The sequence below is a fragment of the Streptomyces sp. NPDC059373 genome, from assembly GCF_042751495.1.
Taxonomy (GTDB): domain Bacteria; phylum Actinomycetota; class Actinomycetes; order Streptomycetales; family Streptomycetaceae; genus Actinacidiphila.
The window spans coordinates 1-20,916 of the sequence record NZ_JBHYXC010000053.1 but is presented as its reverse complement, the minus strand read 5'-3'; the positions used below and the strand labels follow the sequence as shown (position 1 = coordinate 20,916).

The 20,916-nt window shown below is 69.3% G+C and carries 18 protein-coding genes; 8 read left to right on the top strand and 10 right to left on the bottom strand.

Annotated elements, in window-relative coordinates; all coding sequences use genetic code 11:
- Positions 1–6: 6 nt before the first annotated feature.
- Together ACFXJ5_RS37125 and zapE are read right to left on the bottom strand one after the other, a co-directional pair.
- On the bottom strand, positions 7–885 hold the full coding sequence (locus ACFXJ5_RS37125) for a polyphosphate kinase 2 family protein (protein ID WP_384641553.1): 879 nt from the start codon (positions 883–885) through the stop codon (positions 7–9).
- Positions 886–1,009: 124 nt separating this feature from the next.
- Positions 1,010–2,080 (bottom strand): cell division protein ZapE, encoded by a 1,071-nt coding sequence (gene zapE / locus ACFXJ5_RS37120; protein WP_384641550.1) that lies wholly within the window; start codon positions 2,078–2,080, stop codon positions 1,010–1,012.
- A gap of 141 nt (positions 2,081–2,221) precedes the next feature.
- On the opposite strand from zapE, the gene ACFXJ5_RS37115 reads away from it, so the two are divergent.
- From ACFXJ5_RS37115 to ACFXJ5_RS37090, 6 genes are all read left to right on the top strand, one after another.
- Complete coding sequence (locus tag ACFXJ5_RS37115; RefSeq protein WP_384641547.1) at positions 2,222–2,989, top strand: pyrimidine reductase family protein; 768 nt, start codon at positions 2,222–2,224, stop codon at positions 2,987–2,989.
- 94 nt (positions 2,990–3,083) lie between these two features.
- Positions 3,084–3,557 (top strand): indole-3-glycerol phosphate synthase, encoded by a 474-nt coding sequence (locus ACFXJ5_RS37110; RefSeq protein WP_384641545.1) that lies wholly within the window; start codon positions 3,084–3,086, stop codon positions 3,555–3,557.
- Between the two features lie 139 nt (positions 3,558–3,696).
- Positions 3,697–5,112 (top strand): UDP-N-acetylmuramate--L-alanine ligase, encoded by a 1,416-nt coding sequence (gene murC, locus ACFXJ5_RS37105; RefSeq protein ID WP_384641542.1) that lies wholly within the window; start codon positions 3,697–3,699, stop codon positions 5,110–5,112.
- Between the two features lie 11 nt (positions 5,113–5,123).
- On the top strand, positions 5,124–5,534 hold the full coding sequence (msrB, locus tag ACFXJ5_RS37100) for a peptide-methionine (R)-S-oxide reductase MsrB (RefSeq protein WP_384641539.1): 411 nt from the start codon (positions 5,124–5,126) through the stop codon (positions 5,532–5,534).
- Between the two features lie 87 nt (positions 5,535–5,621).
- The gene (locus ACFXJ5_RS37095; RefSeq protein WP_384641536.1) at positions 5,622–6,188 is read left to right on the top strand and encodes a Uma2 family endonuclease; all 567 of its coding nucleotides are present in this window, start codon (positions 5,622–5,624) and stop codon (positions 6,186–6,188) included.
- Between the two features lie 486 nt (positions 6,189–6,674).
- Positions 6,675–7,205, top strand: coding sequence for a lamin tail domain-containing protein (locus tag ACFXJ5_RS37090; RefSeq protein ID WP_384641533.1), 531 nt, complete (start codon positions 6,675–6,677; stop codon positions 7,203–7,205).
- Positions 7,206–7,380: 175 nt separating this feature from the next.
- On the opposite strand, the gene ACFXJ5_RS37085 is transcribed toward ACFXJ5_RS37090, so the two are convergent.
- The 4 genes from ACFXJ5_RS37085 to ACFXJ5_RS37070 form a co-directional block, all read right to left on the bottom strand.
- Positions 7,381–8,412, bottom strand: a complete 1,032-nt coding sequence (locus ACFXJ5_RS37085) for a ParB N-terminal domain-containing protein (protein ID WP_384641530.1) — start codon at positions 8,410–8,412, stop codon at positions 7,381–7,383.
- Between the two features lie 308 nt (positions 8,413–8,720).
- Complete coding sequence (locus ACFXJ5_RS37080; protein WP_384641528.1) at positions 8,721–9,923, bottom strand: ABC transporter permease; 1,203 nt, start codon at positions 9,921–9,923, stop codon at positions 8,721–8,723.
- Positions 9,920–10,729, bottom strand: coding sequence for an ABC transporter ATP-binding protein (locus ACFXJ5_RS37075; protein WP_384641525.1), 810 nt, complete (start codon positions 10,727–10,729; stop codon positions 9,920–9,922). Before ACFXJ5_RS37075 ends, ACFXJ5_RS37080 begins: the two co-directional genes overlap by 4 nt.
- Complete coding sequence (locus ACFXJ5_RS37070; protein ID WP_384641523.1) at positions 10,726–11,883, bottom strand: peptidoglycan-binding protein; 1,158 nt, start codon at positions 11,881–11,883, stop codon at positions 10,726–10,728. The genes ACFXJ5_RS37075 and ACFXJ5_RS37070 overlap by 4 nt, the downstream gene beginning before the upstream one ends.
- Positions 11,884–12,345: 462 nt before the next feature.
- On the opposite strand from ACFXJ5_RS37070, the gene ACFXJ5_RS37065 reads away from it, so the two are divergent.
- Positions 12,346–12,999 carry a response regulator transcription factor gene (locus tag ACFXJ5_RS37065; protein WP_384641519.1) on the top strand — a complete coding sequence of 218 codons (654 nt, stop codon included), beginning with the start codon at positions 12,346–12,348 and terminating at the stop codon, positions 12,997–12,999.
- Positions 13,000–13,079: 80 nt separating this feature from the next.
- Entirely contained in the window at positions 13,080–14,315 is a 1,236-nt protein-coding gene (locus ACFXJ5_RS37060) for a sensor histidine kinase (RefSeq protein WP_384641516.1), read from the top strand.
- A gap of 3 nt (positions 14,316–14,318) precedes the next feature.
- Here ACFXJ5_RS37060 and ACFXJ5_RS37055 read toward each other — a convergent pair whose 3' ends face one another.
- The 4 genes from ACFXJ5_RS37055 to ACFXJ5_RS37040 all read right to left on the bottom strand — a co-directional run bounded on the left by ACFXJ5_RS37055 (position 14,319) and on the right by ACFXJ5_RS37040 (position 20,867).
- Entirely contained in the window at positions 14,319–15,128 is an 810-nt protein-coding gene (locus ACFXJ5_RS37055) for an alpha/beta fold hydrolase (RefSeq protein ID WP_384641513.1), read from the bottom strand.
- Between the two features lie 123 nt (positions 15,129–15,251).
- On the bottom strand, positions 15,252–16,049 hold the full coding sequence (gene dpgD / locus ACFXJ5_RS37050) for an enoyl-CoA-hydratase DpgD (RefSeq protein WP_384641510.1): 798 nt from the start codon (positions 16,047–16,049) through the stop codon (positions 15,252–15,254).
- Between the two features lie 97 nt (positions 16,050–16,146).
- Positions 16,147–16,671 (bottom strand): hypothetical protein, encoded by a 525-nt coding sequence (locus ACFXJ5_RS37045; RefSeq protein WP_384641508.1) that lies wholly within the window; start codon positions 16,669–16,671, stop codon positions 16,147–16,149.
- A 200-nt stretch (positions 16,672–16,871) separates the two neighbouring features.
- Positions 16,872–20,867, bottom strand: coding sequence for an amino acid adenylation domain-containing protein (locus ACFXJ5_RS37040; RefSeq protein ID WP_384641505.1), 3,996 nt, complete (start codon positions 20,865–20,867; stop codon positions 16,872–16,874).
- Positions 20,868–20,916: the final 49 nt, after the last annotated feature.

Genomic DNA, 20,916 nt, shown 5'->3' with positions numbered 1-20,916 from the left:
GCTGGATCAGGTCTCCAGCAGCCGCTTGCGGCACTCCTCGACGTCGAAGTCGACCTTCGGATACTGCGGATCGATCTCCTCGAGGTGTTCGAGGAGCAGCCGGCCCACCGCCCAGTTGCGGTACCACTTGCGGTCGGCCGGGACGACGTACCAGGGCGCGGCGGGGGTGGAGCAGCGGGTCAGGGCGGCTTCGTACGCCTCCTGGTAGGCGGGCCAGAGCGCGCGGTCGTCGATGTCGGACGGGCTGAACTTCCAGTGTTTGCGGGGCTTGTCGAGGCGGGCGAGCAGCCGCTTGAGCTGCTCCTCGCGGCTGATGTGCAGGAAGACCTTGACGAGGGTGACCCCGTCCTCGGCGAGGCCGCGCTCGAAGGCGTTGATCTCGTTGTACCGCTGCATCCAGACGGCGGGCGGCACCAGCCCCCGGACCCGGGCGACCAGGACGTCCTCGTAGTGCGAGCGGTCGAAGATGCCGATCTCGCCGGGCTGCGGCAGCGACCGTTCGACCCGCCAGAGGAAGTGGTGGGCCTGCTCCTCCTCGGTCGGCGGCTTGAAGGACCGGTAGCGGCAGCCGGCCGGATTGAGGCCGCTCAGGACGTGCTTGACGGTGCCGCCCTTGCCCGAGGTGTCCATGCCCTGGAGCACGAGCAGCAGCCGGCGCCGGTCGCCCGTCGTGCTCTGCGCGAAGAGCCGGTCCTGCAGTTCGGCCAGCCGTGAGCCGGCGCCGGCCATCCCGGCCCTGGCGTGCACCTTGCCGGGCGGGCCGCCGGGCTTGGCCGAGGGGTCGTACGAGGAGAGGCCGACGGGTTCGCCGTCGGGCGGGACGCGCAGCAGCGAGCGCAGGTCGGTATCCCGCGGGCCGCCCTGCTTACGGGTCCCTTTCGCCACCTCGGATACCTCCGCCCTTCGCACGCTCGTACCGGATCGGGTCGGGTCGGGTCGGGTCGGGTCGATTCGACTCGGTTCGATCGTCCGCCGGATCGGCCGCAGCCGCCAGGGCAGACCGGCTGCGTCAGGCCGCGAGGCGGCCCGCGTCGCGGGCGAGGGCGGTGAGCCGGGAGATGGCCCGGAAGTACTTCTTGCGGTAGCCGCCGGCCAGCATCTCCTCGCTGAATATGCGGTCGAAGGGCTCGCCGGAGGCCATGACGGGCACCTCGCGGTCGTAGAGCCGGTCGGCGAGGACGACCAGGCGCAGGGCGGTGGCCTGGTCGGTGACGGGTTCGACGCCCCGCAGGAAGACCGCGTCGACGCCGTCGCAGAGCGCGCCGTAGCGGCTGGGGTGGACCCGGGCGAGGTGCTCCAGGAGGGCGTCGAAGTCGTCCAGCGAGGCACCCGGCGTGCGCTGGGCGAGGGCGGTGACCTGCTCGTCGGCGTACGGCGACGGGGCCTCGGGCAGACCGCGGTGGCGGTAGTCCTGGCCGTCGATGCGCAGGCTGCGGAAGCGGGCGGACAGGCCCTGGATCTCGCGCATGAAGTCGGTGGCGGCGAACCGGCCCTCGCCGAGCTTGCCGGGGAGGGTGTTGGAGGTGGCGGCGAGCTTCACGCCCGCGTCGGCGAGCTTGCCGAGCAGGGTGGAGACCAGCACCGTGTCCCCGGGATCGTCGAGCTCGAACTCGTCGATGCAGACCAGGCGGTGGCCGCTGAGGGCCTGCACGGCGTGCTGGAAGCCGAGGGCTCCGACGAGGTTCGTCAGCTCGACGAAGGTGCCGAAGGCCTTCTGCTCGCGCGGGGCGGGCGTGGCGTGCCAGAGGGAGGCGAGCAGGTGCGTCTTGCCGACGCCGTAGCCGCCGTCGAGGTACACCCCGCCGGGTCCGGCGGGCGCCGGGGCCTCGCGCCGGAACCACCGCTTCTTGGTGTCGGCGCTGCCCAGGGTCGCGGCGAAGCCTTCGAGGACTCGTACGGCCTCGGCCTGGCTGGGCTGCGCCGGGTCCGGGAGGTAGTTGTCGAAGCGTACGGAGTCGAAGCGCGGCGGCGGCACCATCTCGGCGACCATCCGGTCCGCCGGGACGTGCGGCTCGCGCTGGGACAGGGCTATGACACGGGCTTCGGCCACTCGGGCGTCGGCGGCAGCGGAGGACGACACAATCACCCAGCGTAGTGCCTCACCGCAGGCGTTCAGCGCGCGTGTGGCGCACTCCACGCGCGCGCACGGGCGTCGCGGAGGGGGTGACCCGGCTGATCCTTCCTTTGCCTGCCGGGCGCGGGTGCATGCCAGACTGCTGACATGTACCGCCTCTTCCCCGCCCCGGCCGGTGAGACCGCCCGTACGACCGTCAGTTCGTGGGACGACCTCGCGGATGCGTACGCCTATCCGGAACTGCCGCCGGGGAAGACCTGGCTGCGGGCCAACATGGTGTCCTCGCTCGACGGCGCGGCCCGGCACGACGGCCGGTCGCAGCCGCTCTCCTCCGACGCCGACATGCGGGTCTTCGGCACCCTGCGCGCCCTCGCCGATGCGGTGGTCGTCGGCGCCGAAACGGTTCGCCAGGAGGGCTACCGGCCGGCCCGGGTCCGCGAGGCCTTCCGGGCCCGCCGCGGCGCCGCGGGCCAGCCGCCGGTGCCGGCGATCGCCGTGGTCAGCGCGAGCCTCGACCTGGACTTCTCGGCGCCGCTGTTCACCGAGCCCACGGTGCCCACCCTCGTACTGACCGGCGCCGACGCCCCGGCCGACCGCGTCGGTGCCGCCGTGAAGTCCGGCGCCCAGGTCGTCGTGGCGGGCGACGGCACCGGCGCGGACCCGGCCCGGGCGGTGCGCGAGCTGGCCGCCCGGGGGCTCACCCGGCTGCTCACGGAGGGCGGCCCGAGGCTGCTCGCACAGTTCGCCGCGGCCGGCGCGCTGGACGAGCTCTGCCTGACGATCGCCCCCCTGGTCGCCGCGGGCGACGCCATGCGGATCATGAACGGCCCCGGGATCACGGAGCCGGAACGATTCAGTCCGATCTCGATCCTGGAGGAGGACGGCTTCCTGTTCACGCGCTACACGCGCGGCTGACATCCGGCGGAATAACCCGTTCCGCTTGCCGGTGTGAGGGAACACTTACACCGCGTGCATCCCGCGAGGAAACGTTAGAAAGAAGGACGTGTCCGTGTTCACGACCGTACTGATGATCGAGAAGCCGCTCGTGCCGGCCGACCTGGAGCTGGTCACCACCCTCCACGGCGACGAGCCCGTCTCCTTCGTCGTGCTCATGCAGCCCCGAGGCGACCAGGACCGGCTGCTGCGGGCCGTCGACGACGTAGCCCTGGGCGAACTCGACAAGGCCGTGCGCGAAGGGCAGCAGCCCGAGGGCGACGACGCGCTGCTCCCCGCTGAGCGGGCGCTCGCCCACTCCCTCAAGTCCCTGCGCGACTCCGGCAGCGAGGCGGTCGGCGAGGTCGTCGAGAGCCACCCCATCGAGCTGCTCAGGTCGGTGGTCGAGCAGACCCACGCCGACGAGGTCATCGTCCTCACCGCCCCGCACCTGGTCGAGGAGTTCTTCCACCGCGACTGGACCTCCCGCGCCCGGCACAAGGTGGGCGTGCCGGTGCTGAAGCTCTTCGCGCACAACCCGGACGACTGAGCTCCGGACCACTGAGCGCCGTGCGGCGCGATCCCCGGGCGTCCGGGTCGCGCCGCCGTCCGCGGTCGGACCGTGCGGCGCGAGGTGGAAGAATCAGGACCGCACACAAGCCGGCCAGCAAAACCCGGGAGACGCGCGTATGACCCCCACGATTCCCCCCGCCATGGACCGACCGCACTTCATCGGCATCGGCGGCGCCGGGATGTCGGGCATCGCCAAGATCCTCGCCCAGCGCGGCGCCCGGGTCGCCGGCAGCGACGCCAAGGACTCCGAGACCGCCGACGCCCTGCGCGCACTCGGCGCCACGGTGCACATCGGTCACGCCGCCGGGCACCTGGCCCCCGACGCCACCAGCGTGGTCGTCTCCAGCGCCATCCGGGCCGACAACCCCGAGCTGGCCGCCGCCGCGGAGCGCGGCATCCCGGTCGTCCACCGCTCCGACGCCCTCGCCGCGCTCATGACCGGCTTCCGCCCCATCGCCGTCGCCGGCACCCACGGCAAGACGACCACCACCTCGATGCTCGCCGTCGGCCTCGGCACCCTGGGCCTCGACCCCTCGTACGCCATCGGCGGCGACCTCGACGCCCCCGGCTCCAACGCCCACCACGGCGCGGGGCAGATCTTCGTCGCCGAGGCGGACGAAAGCGACCGCAGCTTCCAGAAGTACGACCCCGAGGTCGCCATCGTCCTCAACGTCGAGCTGGACCACCACGCCAACTACGCCTCGATGGACGAGATCTACGAGTCCTTCGAGACCTTCACCACCAAGATCCGCCCCGGCGGCACCCTCGTCGTCGGCGAGCACTCCGGCGCCCGCGAGCTGGCCGCCCGCGTCGCCGGCCGCGACGGTCGCGACGGTCGCGACGGCCTGAACATCGTCCGCGTCGGCGAGGACGAGGCAGCCGACGTACGCATCCTGAACATCACCGCGCGCGGCATGTCCAGCCAGGTCACCGTGCTCATGGACGGCGTCGAGCACACCTTCACCGTCTCCGTCCCCGGCCGCCACTACGCCCACAACGCCGTCGCCGCCCTCGCCGCCGGCGCCGCCCTGGGCATCGACCCCGGCGGCCTCGCCGAGGCTCTCGGCTCGTACACCGGCGTCAAGCGCCGCCTCCAGCTCAAGGGCACCGCCGCCGGCGTCCAGGTCATCGACTCGTACGCCCACCACCCCACCGAGATGACCGCCGACCTCCAGGCCCTGCGCGAAGCCGCCGGCGACAGCCGCGGCCGCATCATCGTGGTGTTCCAGCCCCACCTCTTCAGCCGCACCCAGGAGCTCGGCCTCGAAATGGGCCACGCCCTCGCCCTTGCCGACGCCTCCCTCGTCCTCGACATCTACCCCGCCCGCGAGGACCCCCTCCCCGGCGTCACCAGCGCCCTCATCGTCGACGCCGCCACCGCCAAGGGCGCCGATGTCACCCCCGAGCACGACAAAAACGCCGTCCCCGGCGTCATCGCCGGAATGGCCAAGCCCGGTGACCTTGTTCTCACCATGGGCGCGGGCGACGTCACGGACCTCGGTCCGCAGATCCTCGCCCGCCTGGAGAGCTGAGGAGCACGCACATGTCGTCGTACGAAGTCGAGAAGTCCGACCAGCAGTGGCGCGAGGAGCTGACCCCCCAGGAGTACGCCGTCCTGCGCGAGGCCGGCACCGAGCGCGCCTTCACCGGCGAATACACCGACACCAAGACCACCGGCGTCTACTCCTGCCGCGCCTGCGGCGCCGAACTCTTCCGCTCCGACACCAAGTTCGAGTCCCACTGCGGCTGGCCGTCCTTCTACGACCCCGCCGACTCCAAGGCCGTCGAACTCATCGAGGACCGCACCTACGGCATGGCCCGCACCGAGGTCCGCTGCGCCCGCTGCGGCTCCCACCTCGGCCACGTCTTCGAAGGCGAGGGCTACGGCACCCCCACCGACCAGCGCTACTGCATCAACAGCATCTCCCTGCGGCTCGCCCCCGACGAGGACTGAGCGAGGCCACCGCTCGGGGAGAGCCTGAAGCAGTACGCGGCCGTCAGCGGGACCAGACCCGTCGCACGGACTCAGGGGAGGTACGTCATGACCGCCGAGATGGTCGCCCCCGCGTGGATGCACGAGCAGATCACGGCGGAGCAGTACGAGTCCTGGTCCGAAGAGCAGTGCGCGGGCATCGAGATCGTGGACGGGATGGTCGTCGTGAGCCCCAGCGCGTCCAAGCGGAACAACCGCCTGGCCAGAATCCTGGCCAACGCGCTGGACGCCGCTGCCGGCCCGGAGTGGAACGCCGACTCGGACTTCGACGTCCGGCTCCACGACGTTCCTCTCACCAACCGCCGTCCGGACGTCGTCGTCTACCGCGCGGACACGATCGACATCACGCCGACCCGCCCCGAGCACGTGCTGCTGGTTGTCGAGGTCGTCTCGCCGGGCTCCGAGACCACCGACCGGATCGTGAAGGTGGACCAGTACGCCAGGGCCGGGATCGCCTTTTACTGGCGGATCGAACAGGCTGCCACCGGCATCCCGCTGGTGTACACCTACGTCCCCGACCCGGCGACCATGACATACCGGGACGGCGAGGTCTTCACCGGCGCCGTCAAGGTCTCGGCTCCCTTCCCGCTGGAGATCGACCTCGGCACGATGTGAGCAGGGCCGTCGGCGGACGTTCCGGCGCTTCCTTGTGTGGGGTGGCGGGGCGGGCGCCGTCGGGTCGTACTCGGCCTCGCCGGTGAGCGAGCGGTCTTCAACGACGCGCACACCGCGGCCGCGCCGAGCCGAACCGGGCCGTCGGGATCCGGCCGGTGAAGACGCGTTGTTACACGAGGGCGTACGCCGAACGGGGGATGGCGCTGGGGTGGCGCGCCATACGGGCCGCACCTGCACAAAGGCCCGAACGGGGGTTGCCACCGGGGTGCATGTAGCGGCCATCCGATTCCGCCGCTCCGGGACTCCCGTGGGTGCAACCTACAAAGGATCGTTACGGACATGTCCGCGTTTAGTAACGTGAACCGTTTCCTCCGGGCGTAGCGCCTCAGACCCGGACAGAGTGATGTTCCTCGGCACACATGCCGGAATTCGCATCATTTGCACATCTGGGTCATGGATGTGCGCCTGCATCCAGGAGGGGTCACTATGTCCCGTACCGCACAGCGTCTCGCCGCTTCCGTCCTCGCTTCCGGCGCCCTGTTGGCGGCAGCCGCCCTGCCGGCGGCAGGTGCCGATCACGACCACGGGCGGCACCTGCCCTACCGATCCGCTGTCGCCCTCGGCGCGATCCAGTACGAAAGCCCCGGCGGCGAAAACCGCTCCTTTCGCAGCCTGAACGCCGAGTGGGTCACCGTCACCAACACCAGTCGTCGGGCCGTCGACCTGAACGGCTGGACCCTGTCGAACTCCGACCACCGCGCCTACCGCTTCCACCACCTGCGGCTGCGCGGACACCAGTCAGTACGCGTCCACACCGGGATCGGCCGCGACACCCACCGTGACGTCTACCAGGGCCGCCACAACTACTTCTGGGGCAACTACTCCGACACCGCCACCCTGAGCAACGACCGCGGCCGCATCATCGACAGCAAGACCTGGGGCCGCCACGCCGGTGGAGACCACGGCAGCGGTCACGGCACCAACGGTCGTGACGTCGGCGGGCGCCACCACAGCTGACCCCACACGGGGGCCAAGCAGCCCCGAAGGAGACATGGTTCTCACCTCCCCGGCGTACCGAGCCCCCAGTGCTCGGTACGCCGCCTTCATGCCCAGCCGCATACCGCCGGGGGTGAAACCGTGCCGAAACCCGGGACGGATAGAGTGGAATTACGCAAGAGGCCGGCGATCACCGTCAGGCGATTTTCTCCAGTCCCTCCTCTATTCGTTGTGCGAACTCGTCCCATACGTTGCCGCATTCGAAAGCGAGAGAAGCGACCATGTCGCCCCAGTGCGACGGAACGCTCTCACCGAGCCTGTTCCAGTCCTCGACCTCGACGGCGTGGGCGTGGAGAAGCCTGAGGAGGAGACGGCCGGCCTCGCTTTGGCTGAGTTCGGGAACCGACCGGAGGCGCTGTATGCCTGCGCGCCGCTCCAGTTCGGCTTTCCGGGTTCTGCCCGGGCGCTTTCTGGGTTGCGGCCGGCGGCGTTCGTTCTCGGGCCCGGGCTTGGCCTGATTCTCCGAGCGCCGATGCGCTACGGGATCCTCTCCCCGGGTCATCTTGTTCCTGACGTCCCGTGCTGTCTCCGGTGAGATCCCAGCGCCCTTGGCAATCTGACGCAGAGACAATTCCGGGTTCTCCGCGATCATTTCGGCGGCGATTCTGCGCCCTTCGGCGGCGTTTATCGGACGAATACGCCCGTCACGGCCGATTCTCACGGCCCCCGGCGACGACTCTCCGCCGCTGTCCACCCTGATCTCCGCCACCGTCTTGGCACTGATTCCGGTGACCGAGGCGATGAAACGATCCGACCAGCTCGGATAGTATCTGACGATACGTTCGGCAGCGGATTTCCGATCGGCCAGGGACAGCGGCAGCCCGTGCTGCGAGTTGGCGCGCACGGCCATGACGAAAGCTTCGGATTCGTCGCCGTAGAAGAAGGTGGCGGCTATCCGCTCCTCACCCCGGAGCTTGGCCGCACTGAGCCGGTGCACGCCGTCGATGACGCGCATCGTCGGATAGTGGACGAGGATCGGCGGCAGCTCGGCCGACGATAAGGACAGTAACCGTACGTGTTCCGGATTCTCGCCGGAAAGCCTTGGCGAGCCCTTCACGGACAGTCCGGAAACCGGAATCATAGCCACCGGATTCTGTCCGCTGCGGAGCGACTGAGAAGTCACCCCGCTGCCCCCGTAGACGGTCATCTCTTGTGGATCAGCGGTCATGCCATGCCCCCAGTAAGACCGACGTCACCATCGGTGCTCATTTCACAAATCCTGTGAGACGACTGTGAACAGCTGTCGTATCAACAGGCCCCGAACCCCTCAATTATGCGACGAACGCGCGGTAAAGAAAGGTCTGAACCTCAACGTGAACATGTCCGGTCCTGGACGGAACCGTAAATACGCCCACGGAGATCGAGTCCGCCCCGCCGCGCCTTCCAACTGACCAAAGTCAGCACTTGGACAGACGGCGCGCCGATGCCCGGCGCCGCGGTTTCTGCTCCGCGGTGCCGGGCGACGGTCCGCCGGCGCTAGGTGGTGCGAAGAGCTTCGGTCGGCTGCATGCGGGCCGCGCGGAGCGCCGGAAGCAGACCGGCGATGGCGCCGATCGCGACAGCCGCGCCGAGTCCTCCTCCCCAGGCGAGTACGGGAACGACGGTGGCCCAGTGTTTGATGTGGGCGTAGACGGCGGTGGCGAAGACGCCCAGTGCCACCCCGACGGCGCCGCCGAGTGCGGCCAACAGAATCGCCTCCGCGAGGAACTGGAGCCGGATATTGCCCTTGGTGGCGCCCAGTGCGCGTCGCAGGCCGATCTCGGAGCGGCGTTCGAGGACGGAGATGACCATGGTGTTGGCGACTCCGATGCCACCGACGAGCAGGGCCACCGCCCCGAGCCCGAGGAACAGGCCGTTCAGCGCGGACTGGGTTGCGGCGCGTGCCTCGAGGGCGGCCGACGGCAGGCTCACACTGACCTGGTCGGGGTTCTCCGGGTTGGCCGTCGCGGCCAGCACCCCCTGGACGTCGGCGACCTGGTCGGTCTGGGCCCGTACATAGACCATGGACGGGTGGCCGTCGAAGTTCAGATACTTCTGCGCGGCCGGGTAGCCGACCAGCACCGAGGTGTCGATCTCGGGCGTCAGCGTCGCGGAGTTGAGGATCCCCGCGACGTAGAACCACTGCCCGCCGACCCAGATGCGCATTCCGGGGTGAACCTCGGCGATTCCCAGACGGCTGGCGGCGACCGAGCCGAGTACCGCGACCGGCTGTCGGGCGGTGGCGGCGTTGAGGTACTTGCCCTGGGCGACGGTCGTACGCACCGCGGCGGGCAGGTTCAGGCTCGCGGCCTTGACCGAGATGGCGTTGGTGTTGATGGCCGGGATGTAGGGGCTGCGATAGGCGTGGGCGTCGGTCTTGCCGGTGGTCTGTACCGTTTCGACCGGACCGATTCTGGCGATCATCGCCGGGGCGTCGACGGGGAGTTTGGCGTCCCCGCCGCCCAGGACCTGACCTGGGGTGACCGTCAGCAGGTTGGTTCCCAGCTTGTCGAGTTCGGCCAGCAGGCCGGCCTGGGACGAGGCGGACAACCCCATCACCGCGACCATCGCCGCGACGCCGATGGCGATGCCCAGTGCTGACAGTGCGGCCCGCATCCGCCGGGTGCGCAGCCCCACGCTGGCGGTCCGGGCCAGGTCGGCCGGATGCATCCGGCTCGGAGCCGGAGCCGTGGTGGTCATGGCAGATGCCTTTCGGTGAACAAAGGCTGCTCCGACGAACTCACGTCCGCGACGATGTGGCCGTCGAGGACCTCGATCCGGCGCGGCATTTGTGCGGCCAGTTCACGGTCATGGGTGATCACGACGATCGTCGTACCCTCGGCGTTGAGTTCCCTCAGCAGCTTGAAGATCGCCGCTCCGGTCACGCTGTCGAGGTTGCCGGTGGGCTCGTCGGCCAGCACGATCGCCGGATTCCCGGCCAGTGCCCGGGCGATCGCGACCCGCTGCCGTTCGCCTCCCGACAGCTCGGGCGGACGGTGCTCGGCCCGGTGGCCGAGCCCGACCCTGCCCAGTGCCACGGCCGCCGCCTTCATGCGCGCGCCGTGCCTTGCGCCCGAGTACAGCATCCCGTCGGCGACGTTCTCCAGCGCCGTGGAGTTCTGGGCCAGGAAGAACTGCTGGAACACGAAACCGATCCGGCTCGCCCGCAGACCTGCCAGGGCCCGGTCGGACATCTTGGCGACGTCGTCGCCGACGACCAGGACCCGCCCCGAAGTCGGCCGGTCCAGGCTGCCCATCACCTGGAGCAATGTCGACTTCCCTGAACCCGACGGGCCCACGATCGCCACCAGTTCGCCCCGGCGAATGGTGAAGCTGGCCTTGTCCAGCGCCACCACCGGAGACGCTCCGGGGTAGATCTTGGACACCCGCTCCAGTTGCAGGACCGGCTCAGCGGTGCGCCGGCCACCGGCCGCCGCTGCTTCCGCTGTTCCGGTCGTCGCCGCCGCTTCCGCTGTTTCCGTCGTCTCCGTGTCCGCGCCGGTCATGAGGACGGCACCACGATCTTCTGGCCGACCTTGAGGCCGTCACCGGTGACCTCGACCGTGCCCGCGCTGTCGTCGAACAACCCCGGCGTCACCTGGATCAGACGATGCGTGCCGGTGGCATTGACGACCTCGACCGCATACCCGCCGCCGGCCAGTGCCAGAAGCGAGTTCACCGGCACCGTCAGCACGTCCTTCACCGTGTCGGTCACGATGGACACCTGCACCGGCGACTGGTCGAGCTCCCCGGTCGCCTTCGGGTTCGACGGCTTGATCTGAACGTCGATGGTCGTGCCGTCCGCGGACTTGGTGGCCACCTTCCCGATCGACGAGACGACACCCTCGGTGGTCTTGCCGTTGGGCAGGGTGATGGTCACCTTGTCGCCGACCGCCACGTCGGACTGCTGACTCGCGCTCAACGCGACGGTGACCTGCCGGTCGGTCGAGGACGCCTCGAAGACCACTGATCCGGGCGCCGCCGCGGCACCGCGCATCGCGCTGACCTTGGTGACCCTGATCTCCTTGGCCGGCAGGAACACCGCCTGCCCGAGCGGAAGCTTGCCCGTCTTCTTCAGGCCCACATGGTCCTGCAGTTTCAGGAGGGCGTAGTAGGTCTGCCAGCCGAAGTAGTCCGAATCGGGGTCGATCCGGCTCTTGGTGGCGTATCCGAGAGAGACGAGCGCGGCGTTCAGCTGCCGGACGTCGGCACCCTTCATCCCCCGGGCCAGGTCCCGGTAGGCCGGCTCATCGGTACCCTGCAGAAAGATCACCGGCTTGCCGTCGACCCGGTAGAGGGCCTTGCCCTGATGAATCACCGTGCCCACGGCCGGCAGCTTCGTGACCGTGCCGCTGGCTCCGTTGATCACATCGTAGTGACCCGCGAATCCCAGGGTCCCGTTCTCCTGGGTCCGGGCGGACAGCGTTCCCTTGGACACCGCAGCCCGTCCGGTCACGACGGTGTTCTGGACCGACGCATCCTTCGTCTGGGCGCCGAACGGGTCGGTGGCGACAACCCCCGCGCCTGCCGCGATCAGGACCACCACGGCGACAGCGGCGGTCCGCCCGCGCCGTCCGTGACCGCCGGAACGTGGACGCTGCTCCTCCCCGTCCGGCTCGCTGACATCCGCGTCATCCGTAACGATCTGCACAGCGCTCACGATCCGCCCCCGGGCTGCTGAGGAGCCGCCACCTGGGCGTTCCGCGGCTGTTGTTTTTCGCAGACGGTCTCCGCCAGACAGAATCCGTTTGCGTTCCGACCGGCATCGCACCTGGCGGTGCTTTGCATATCGCCCTCCATTACTAGCTGAATTTCCGCATGGCACCCTTTCTACGGGAGCAGCGGTTTCACCAAGGTTTCGCTGGGCGGAGGCCCGGATCCGGACACCATCGTGCGGACGCGGCGCCCGCGTCGCACCTGGACGGTATGGTCGGATGCCTGGGACACCGCCGAATAGCCTGTGCTGCTAATGCGTTTTCCGGAAGGCACGGCGCCGGCGTGGTGGGGCGGTCCCGGACGCGACAGCCCGCCGATGAAACGTTGAGGAAACCGGGGGTAGAACACCCTGGCTCACGTTGTCAAGGTGTTCCTGTCAGAGAAGTGGTCATCGAGGGGGATTCGGGTGCGGGTACTCGTGGTGGAGGACGACGAGGAGATGGCGCAGACGGTGGCCGTCGGTCTGCGCCGGTCACAGATGGCCGTGGACGTGGCCTTCGACGGTCCGGGCGGGCTCGATCGCGCACTGTGCAACGACTACGACGTGATCGTGCTGGACCGGGATCTGCCCGGGATGCACGGCGACGACGTGTGCGCCGAGCTGATCGCGTCCGGGTGCCGTGGCAGGGTGCTGATGCTCACCGCCGCGGCGACGACAGAGGATCTCGTCGACGGACTCAGTCTGGGCGCCGACGACTACCTCCCCAAACCGTTCGACTTCCCGGTGCTGGTCGCACGGATCAGTGCGCTGGCCCGCCGGGCCCATCCGGCCGTGCCGCCGGTGGTCCGGCACGGCGATCTCGTGGTCGACACCGCGCGGCGCACGGCGAGCCGGGGCGACCGGCTGCTGGAGCTCGCGCCCAAGGAGTTCGGCGTCCTGGAGCTGCTCCTGACCTCCGGGGGCCGGGCCGTCTCCGCCGAAGAACTCCTCGAAAGGGTCTGGGACGAGGCTGCCGACCCGTTCACCAATGCCGTGAAGATCACGATCAGTCGGCTGCGCACCAAGCTCGGGGATCCGCCGATCATCGAGACCGTGGCCAAGCGCGGATACCGGATTTGAGGAATCACATGTCGGTGATCGCCAGGCTCAGGAGCCGTACAGCCCGTTCGCACCTGCCCCGCCGCACCGTCCGGGCGAAGATGACACTCCTGTACGGAGGCCTGTTCCTCATCTCCGGTGCCGCGCTGCTGGCGATCACCTTTGTTCTCGTGCAGCACGCCGTCGTCGGGGATCACCCCAAGAGCTCCGACTACAACTTCCTCCCCTCGCCGTCGAGCAGCGGCGGTATCAGGCCGCCCGACAACTCCCCGGGGCCGGCCGAGTCGCAGCAGCCCCAGGTGAGTGCCCTCGACACCATCTCGGCAGCGGCGCAGAAGGCCCTGGCCCGTCAGAGTGCCGCCGTCATGCACCAGTTGCTCGTCGACTCCGGGATCGCGCTCGCCGTCATGGCGGTTTTCTCGATAGTGCTGGGCTGGATCGTCGCCGGTCGCATCCTGCGCCCGCTGCGTACGATCACGGCGGCCGCACGGGACATCTCGGAGACCAGCCTGCACCAACGTCTGGCTCTCGACGGCCCCGGTGACGAGCTCAAGGAACTCGGCGACACCTTCGACGGCCTCCTGAGCAGACTCGAAGGCTCCTTCCAGACCCAGCGCCAGTTCGTTGCCAACGCCTCCCACGAACTGCGCACCCCCCTGGCCCGGCAGCGAGCTCTCGGCCAGGTCGCCCTGTCCGACCCCGAGGCGACGGTGGAGTCCCTGCGGGCGGCGCACGAACGGATCCTCGCCGCCGGCGCCCAGCAGGAGCGGCTCATCGAGGCACTCCTCACCCTGACCCGCAGCCATGCGGGCATCGAGGTCCGCAAGCCCTTCGACGTGGCGCGGCTCGCCCACGAGGTGGTCGACAGCCGCAGAGCCGAGGCGGACTTCCGGACGGTGAGGATCCGGCGGTCGATCTCCGTGGCTGTGGCGGCGGGCCACCGGCCCCTCGCCGAACGCCTCGTGGTCAACCTCGTGGACAACGCGCTCCGGCACAACATCCCGCAGGGCGAGGTGGAGGTCTCCACCGGGACCGTGGACGGTCACGCCGTCCTCACCGTCGCCAACACCGGTCCCGTGGTGCCGCCGGACGCCGTTGACCGGCTGTTCCAGCCCTTCCAACGGCTTCGTACCACCCGTACCGGCAGCCGCACTGAGGGACTCGGGCTCGGACTGTCCATCGTGCAGGCCATCGCGATCGCCCACGACGCCACCATCGCCGCCACCGCGAGGCCCGAGGGCGGTCTGACCATCAAGGTCACCTTCCCTGCCGGGAACAACCAGGCACCGGTGACGCGACGGCGGCCCGGGCAGACCGCCGCCGCACGGACCCGGTAGGACTCACCGCTCCGGGGCGGCGAAGAAGTCGATGATCGCGGAGTTCACCGCTGCGGGTTTTTCGAGATATCCGTAGTGACCGCACCCGGGGATCTCGATGTAGCCGGCGCCGGGAATGCTGTTCGCGACCTCACGCGACAACTGCGGTCGCACGGTCAGATCGTCCTGGAACCCGATGACCAGACAGGGGCAGCCGATCTCCCGGTAGGCCCGAAGCCGATCCGGAATCATCTGAAGGCTCAGCTGGCCACGGATCGTGGAGAGGTCGACGACCGACATCTCGAAGACGTCGAGCCAGTCCCTGAGCAGTTTCTCGTCGTTGAGTGTCTCCGGAGAAAGGCTCTGGACGGCCTGCACATAGGCCGCGTAACGGGGCGGCAGTTTCACCCCGCTGTCGCACAGGTCCAGTTCCGCGGCCGTCATGGCGGCGATCTGCGTGTCGGCTCTCCCGCTGCTCGCCATCAGCACAGCCTGCCGGACGAGTTCGGGCCTGGCGACGAGCAGTTCCTGAACGATGATCCCGCCCAGGGAGAAACCCACGACCCGGCAGGGCGCCGCGCCGAGATGCTCGATGAGGCCCGCCACATCCGCAACCATGTCGTCCAGGGTGAATCCCCCGGGGCATACGTCGGTCGGCGGTATTCCCCGGTTGTTGAACGTGATGACCCGGTAGCCGACGGACTTCAGTGCGGGGACCTGGTGCGTCCGCCACATCCGCCCCGGAGCCCCGGTGCCCATGACCAGCACGACCGGCTCTCCCGCGCCGTACTCGTCGTAGCTGAGATTGATTCCGTTGATCCGAGCGATCGGCATCGGCCGTCCCTTCGTCTGCAAGAACCGTTGGCATGTGGACCCGAAAAGCCGGGCCCGCCCGAGCACACTCGGACGGGCCCGGCCGTGATCACCCGGACAGGGCAAAGCTTGCCGGGAGGGGCACTAGTGGCCGGACCAGACGGGGTCGCGCTTCTCTGCGAACGCCTGGGCGCCCTCGACCGCGTCGCTGCTGCGCCGGCGGCGTTCCTCCCAGACGTAGTCGGCCGTGAAAGCCTGGTCGAGCGGCAGGTCGACGGACTTGAGTGCGGCTTCCTTGAGCGCCCGGACCGAGAGCGGGGCGCTCCTGACCAGGTCATCCGTCCAGTCCTCGACAGCAGCGTCCAGCCGGTCGACCGCGACGACCTCGTTGACCAGCCCGAACCGCAGAGCCGTGGCGGCGTCCATCCGCCGGCCGGTGAGCAGATATCCCATGGCGATCTTCTGGGGGAGCTGCCGTACGATCCGGAACGCGCCGCCCGCCCCGGGGATCAGCCCGAGCTTCACCTCGGGCAGCCCGAAGACAGCCTGGTCGGAGGCGATGATGAGGTCGCAGGCCAGGGCGAGTTCGAATCCGCCGCCCAAGGCGTAGCCGTGGACCCGGGCGACCACCGGTTTGGACAGGGTGAACCGGTCGGTGAGCCTGGGCCAGCCCGGTTGCCCCCGGCTGCCGAAGGTCGTCAGAGGTGTGCCCTCCTGGTCGAGGCGTGCCCGTTCCTTCAGGTCCTGCCCGACGGAGAAGGCCCGATGGCCCGCTCCGGTCAGCACCGCGACCCGTACCCGGTCGTCGGCCTCCACGTCGTCCCAGATCTCGGCGAGTTCCTCGTGCATGCGAAGGTCCATCGCGTTGAGCACTTCGGGACGGTCGAGGGTGACGTACGCGACGTGGTCCTTCTTCTGGTAGCGCACCCGGTCGTTTGCCAAGTTCCTCACCTCGTGTGAAGCCGCGGAGAACGAGGAACGCCGTACCGTACCGTCCTGGTTGGCGACGGGAGCGGTACGGCGCTCGGTCACGGACCGGTTATTGGGGTGCGCCGGACTGGACCTCCTTCTTCTGTCCGCCGGCGGCCTTCTCCATGATGGGCTGGCAGATCTTGTCGGCAGCCTTGAAAACCGAACCCTCCGGGTCAACGCCGAGGGTCTCGCCGTTGATGTCGATGCCGCCCTCGGCGTTGGGGTCGGGGAACTTGGGAACCCCGTTCTTGCGCATGCACTCGGAGTACTTCAGCGCAGCCGTACGCGACCCGGCGGGCGGGCTGGCGTTGCTGGCCGGGGGCAGCAGCGTCTTGCACGCCTTGTCGGCGGCCACGGCCTGCGACGACTTCATGTCGACCGTGTCCCCGTTGATGTCGAGATGGCCCTGGGCATTGGGGTCGGGGAAGTTGGTGACTCCGTGCTTCCGCATGCACTGGGCGTAGGCGAGCACGCTGGAGGCCCCGGAGGCGGTCGCCGAGGGCGACGACGAGCCCTTCGGCACGGTCGCGCCGGTGTTTTCACTGGAGTTGCCATCGGAACAAGCGGCCGCCAGCATCACGACGGCCGTCAACCCGACCATGGTTGTGGCCAGTCGCCGGGTTCGCCGCAGCCGACCGGAACTATTGCTGTCCAGGCCACCGTGACCAGAGGCACCTTGCATGTCAGTCTCCGTCTCTCGTGGACGTTCTTGTTGGCTTCTTCTGCGACCGGGCGCCTTCGTAACCGGGACGCTTGATCCGAGGCTAGGGATCAGGGGGTTTCGGCGAGGTATCACCAAGGCTGGTGCTCAAGCCTCGCCAAAATGACGCGGGCGATCTCCGCGAGCGGTTCCGCCTTTAGCATCTGGCGGTGGTAGCAATCAACGGAGTGGGTCTCCACCGGGCCTTGGACATAGGGCCGCCATGCTCCCGGAGCGGCCTGAGCCGGCAGGAGTTCCGGGCGTCCGAGCGTCGCCACGAAAAGGACGATGTCGCCGTCGAAAAGGCCAGGGGTGAAGCCCCGCAGGAGACGCACGTTGTTGTCGGAGACCTTCTGGACGGCCATCAGCGTCTCGCTGATCTGTGTCTCGTTGAGCTGACCCATCAGAGTCGCCGCGGCAGCGGCGTTGAAGGCGTCGCCACCGGTGAGCAGCATCGGCTGGTCTCCCGGTCGGAGCTCGCCGAATCCGGCGAATTCCGCGTTCGCGTTCACGTCCGCGTCCGCGTTCGCGTTCACGTCCGGGTTCACGTCCGCGTTCGCCTTCGTTATCTCGGGATTGGGATATCCGTCCAGAATGGCCAGCGTGGCCACTGTGTCGCCATCCTGCTGAAGACGGTTCGCGACAGCGTGGGCGACGACGCCGCCAAAAGACCATCCGAGCAGGTGATAGGGCCCGCTCGGCTGTACGGAGCGGATTTGCTCGGCGTAGTCGGCCGCCATTTCCTCGATGCTTTCCGGCAATATGTCGGTTCCGGTGAGGCCGCGTGCCTGCAAGCCGTAAATCGGGTACTCGGCCGACAGGTGGTTCACCAGGCCCGCGTAGTGCCAGCTGAGGCCCTCGCCGGAATGCAGGCAGAACAGCGGTGGCCGGTCTCCGCCGGTCCGCAGCGGCAGGATCATGTCGTAGTCGCCCGTGACCTCGGTGTCCTTGTTGAGCACCGCGGCAACAGCGGCGACCGTCGGCCCGGCGAACAGCTCACGGATGTTGATCTCCGTGTCGAGCGCCGTCCGGATCCGGGCGATCAGCCGCATCGCCAGGAGTGAGTCACCGCCCAGATCGAAGAAGGACTCCTCCGCGCCGATCCGGTCCAGGCCCAGGATCTCGGCGAACAGCCCGCAGAGGACCGCTTCCGTCGGTGTCTGCGGATCCCGGCCGGTCCCGGGGCCGCCGAGGTCCGGGGCGGGCAGAGCCGCCCGGTCCAGCTTCCCGTTCACCGTGACGGGCAGGGTCTCCAGCAGGACCACGGCGGCCGGCACCATGTAGTCGGGCAGCGCACTCGCGGCGTACTCCCGCAGGGTGTTCCCGTCCAGGCCGGGGCCGGCCGGGACGACGTAGGCCACCAGCCGCTTCGTCCCGGGCTGGTCCTCCCGTACGATCACCGCGACCTGGCCGACGCCTTCATGCCCGGCCAGTACGGACTGCACCTCCCCCGGCTCGATCCGGAACCCGCGGATCTTCACCTGGTCGTCGGCCCGGCCCGCGAACAGCAGCTCGCCCTCCGGCGACCAGCGCGCGAGGTCACCGGTCCGGTACATCCGCTCCCCGGAGCCGGGGAACGGGCAGGCGACGAACCGCTCCGCCGTCAGGCCCGCCCGTCCGGCGTAACTCCGGGCCAGCCCCGCGCCCGCGACGTACAGCTCTCCGATCACGCCCGGGGAGAGCGGATGCAGGAAATCGTCCAGCACAAAGGTCTTGCTGTTGTCCATCGGTCGGCCGATCGGCACGTTCGACGGAACGGTGTCGGCGGCGGTGTACGGGATCTGGGTGGTGAAGGCCGTCGTCTCGGTCGGCCCGTACGTCGTACGGACCACCAAGCCGGGATGGGCCTCCAGCAGCGTGCGGATCGCCGATGCCGACACCACGTCGCCACCGGTGGACACCTCGCGCACCCCGGCGAAAATCTGCGGAGACTCCTCGGCCAGAAGGCTGAACAGCCCGGCGGTGGCATGCACGTTGGTGACCCCGTACTCGGCGATGAGCCGGCCGCGTTCGGCGGGGCCGAGGTCGTGCGGGGGCATGACGACCAGTCGGCCACCGTGCGCCAGGGTCACCCAGATCTCGTACGTCGAGGCGTCGAACGCGTGGTTGGCCTGCACCAGGACCCGTTCGACGACATCCTCGCGCCAGCTCCGGTCCTCGGCGAAGCTCATCACGTTCCGGTGGGTCACCGCGACACCCTTGGGCATACCGGTCGACCCGGAGGTGTACATCACGTACGCCAGGTGACCGGGGCGCAGTGCCGCCGACCGGTCCGCGTCGCGCGGCGCGGTCGCCGGGCACAGCGCCATCCCGACGACAGCCTCCTCCCACAGCACGTGCTCGGCCTCGGGCGGCAGAACGCCCCGGGTGGCCCTGGTGGCCACCACCAGCGTGGGCTCCACGTCGGCCAGCATGGATCCGATGCGCTCGACCGGATGGTCCGGGTCGACCGGCACGTACGCCGCGCCCGCCTTCACCACCCCCAGAAGCACCACCAGCAGGTCGGCCGACCGTTCCATCACCACGGCGACCCGGTCGTCAGGTCCTGCCCCCCGGCCGATCAGCCAGTGCGCGACCCGGTTGGCCAGGGCGTCCAGCTCCGCGTACGTCAGCGTGACGTCGTGGGCGGCGATCGCGATCGCGTCGGGGGTCCGTTCGACCTGACGCTCGAACAGCTCCGGCAGCGTGGTGGCGGGCACCGGGCGTGCCGTGTCGTTCCACTCCTGGATGACCTTCCGCTGCTCGTCGGGGTCGATGATGTCGAGCCTGCCGAGTCGCAACCGCTGATCAGCGGCGACCTGTTCCAGCACCTTGACCAGACGGTCGGACAGGGCTTGGGCGGTGCTCTCGTCGAACAGGTCGGTGGCGTACTGGACCGTGCCGCCGATGCCGTCCGGCGAACCGGTCTCGTCGCGGAACTCGCCCAGCGTGACCGACAGGTCGAAGCGAGCCGAGACGTCACGGTCCGGATTCAGCTGCTCCACCTGAAGGCCGGGCAGGTCCCACGAGTCCTGGGCCGGACCGGCGGAGTGCAGGGCCAGCATGATCTGTACGAGCGGCTGCCGGGCGAGCGACCGGACGGGGGCGAGGTCGTCCACGAGCCGTTCGAACGGCAGATCCTGGTGGGCGTAGGCCGCCAGATCCGCGTCACGGACCCGAGCGAGCAGTTCCTCGAACGTGGGATCACCGCTGACATCGGTCCGCAGCACGAGGGTGTTGATGAAGAACCCGGCCAGGTCCTCCACGGCGCTGTCGGCGCGGCCGGCGACCGCCGTGCCGACGGGGATGTCGGTGCCTGCGCCGAGCCGGGCCAGCAGCATCGCCAGTGCCGCCTGCACGACCATGAACATGGTCGCCGAGCCCTGACGCGCCACCTCGGCCAGGGCGGCGTGCGCCTCCGCGTCGAGCCGGAGCGGAACGGCTCCGCCCCGGAAGGACGGGACCGCGGGCCGGGTCCGGTCCGCCGGGAGCGTCAACTCCTCGGGCAGACCGGCCAGGGCCTCCCGCCAGTAGCCCAGTTGCGCGCTGATCAGGCTGTCGGGATCGTCCAGCTCGCCGAGAACCTCACGCTGCCAGAGCGCGTAGTCGGCGTACTGCACGGGCAGCGGCGACCAGTCCGGCTGGGAGCCGGTGTGCCGGGCCTTGTAGGCCGTCTGCAGGTCCCGCTCGAGGATGCCCATCGACCAGCCGTCCACGGCGATGTGGTGCGCGACCAACATCAGCACGTGTTCCGTGCTCGAAACGGTCAACAGCTCGGTCCGCCACGGCAGATCGCGGCCCAGGTCGAAGCCCTTGCCCGCCACCTCCGCCATGGTGTCGTGCAGGTCCGCACGGGCGACGTCCCGGACGATGAGGGCCGGACGGCCTTCGCGGATCTCCTGCCGCGGGCTGCCGTCCGTGGCGGGGAAGACGGTACGCAGCGTCTCGTGCCGGTCGGCGACGTCACCGAGAGCCCCCTCCAGCGCCGCGATGTCCAACTCTCCGGTCAGTCCGAGCGCCAGCGGCACGTTGTACGCCGCGCCCGCGCCCGCCTCTTGCATCCGGTTGAGGAACCACATCCTCTGCTGGCCGAATGACAGCGGCAACACCTCAGGCCGCTCCCGCACCACCACACCGGCCCGGACCACACCCCGCCCG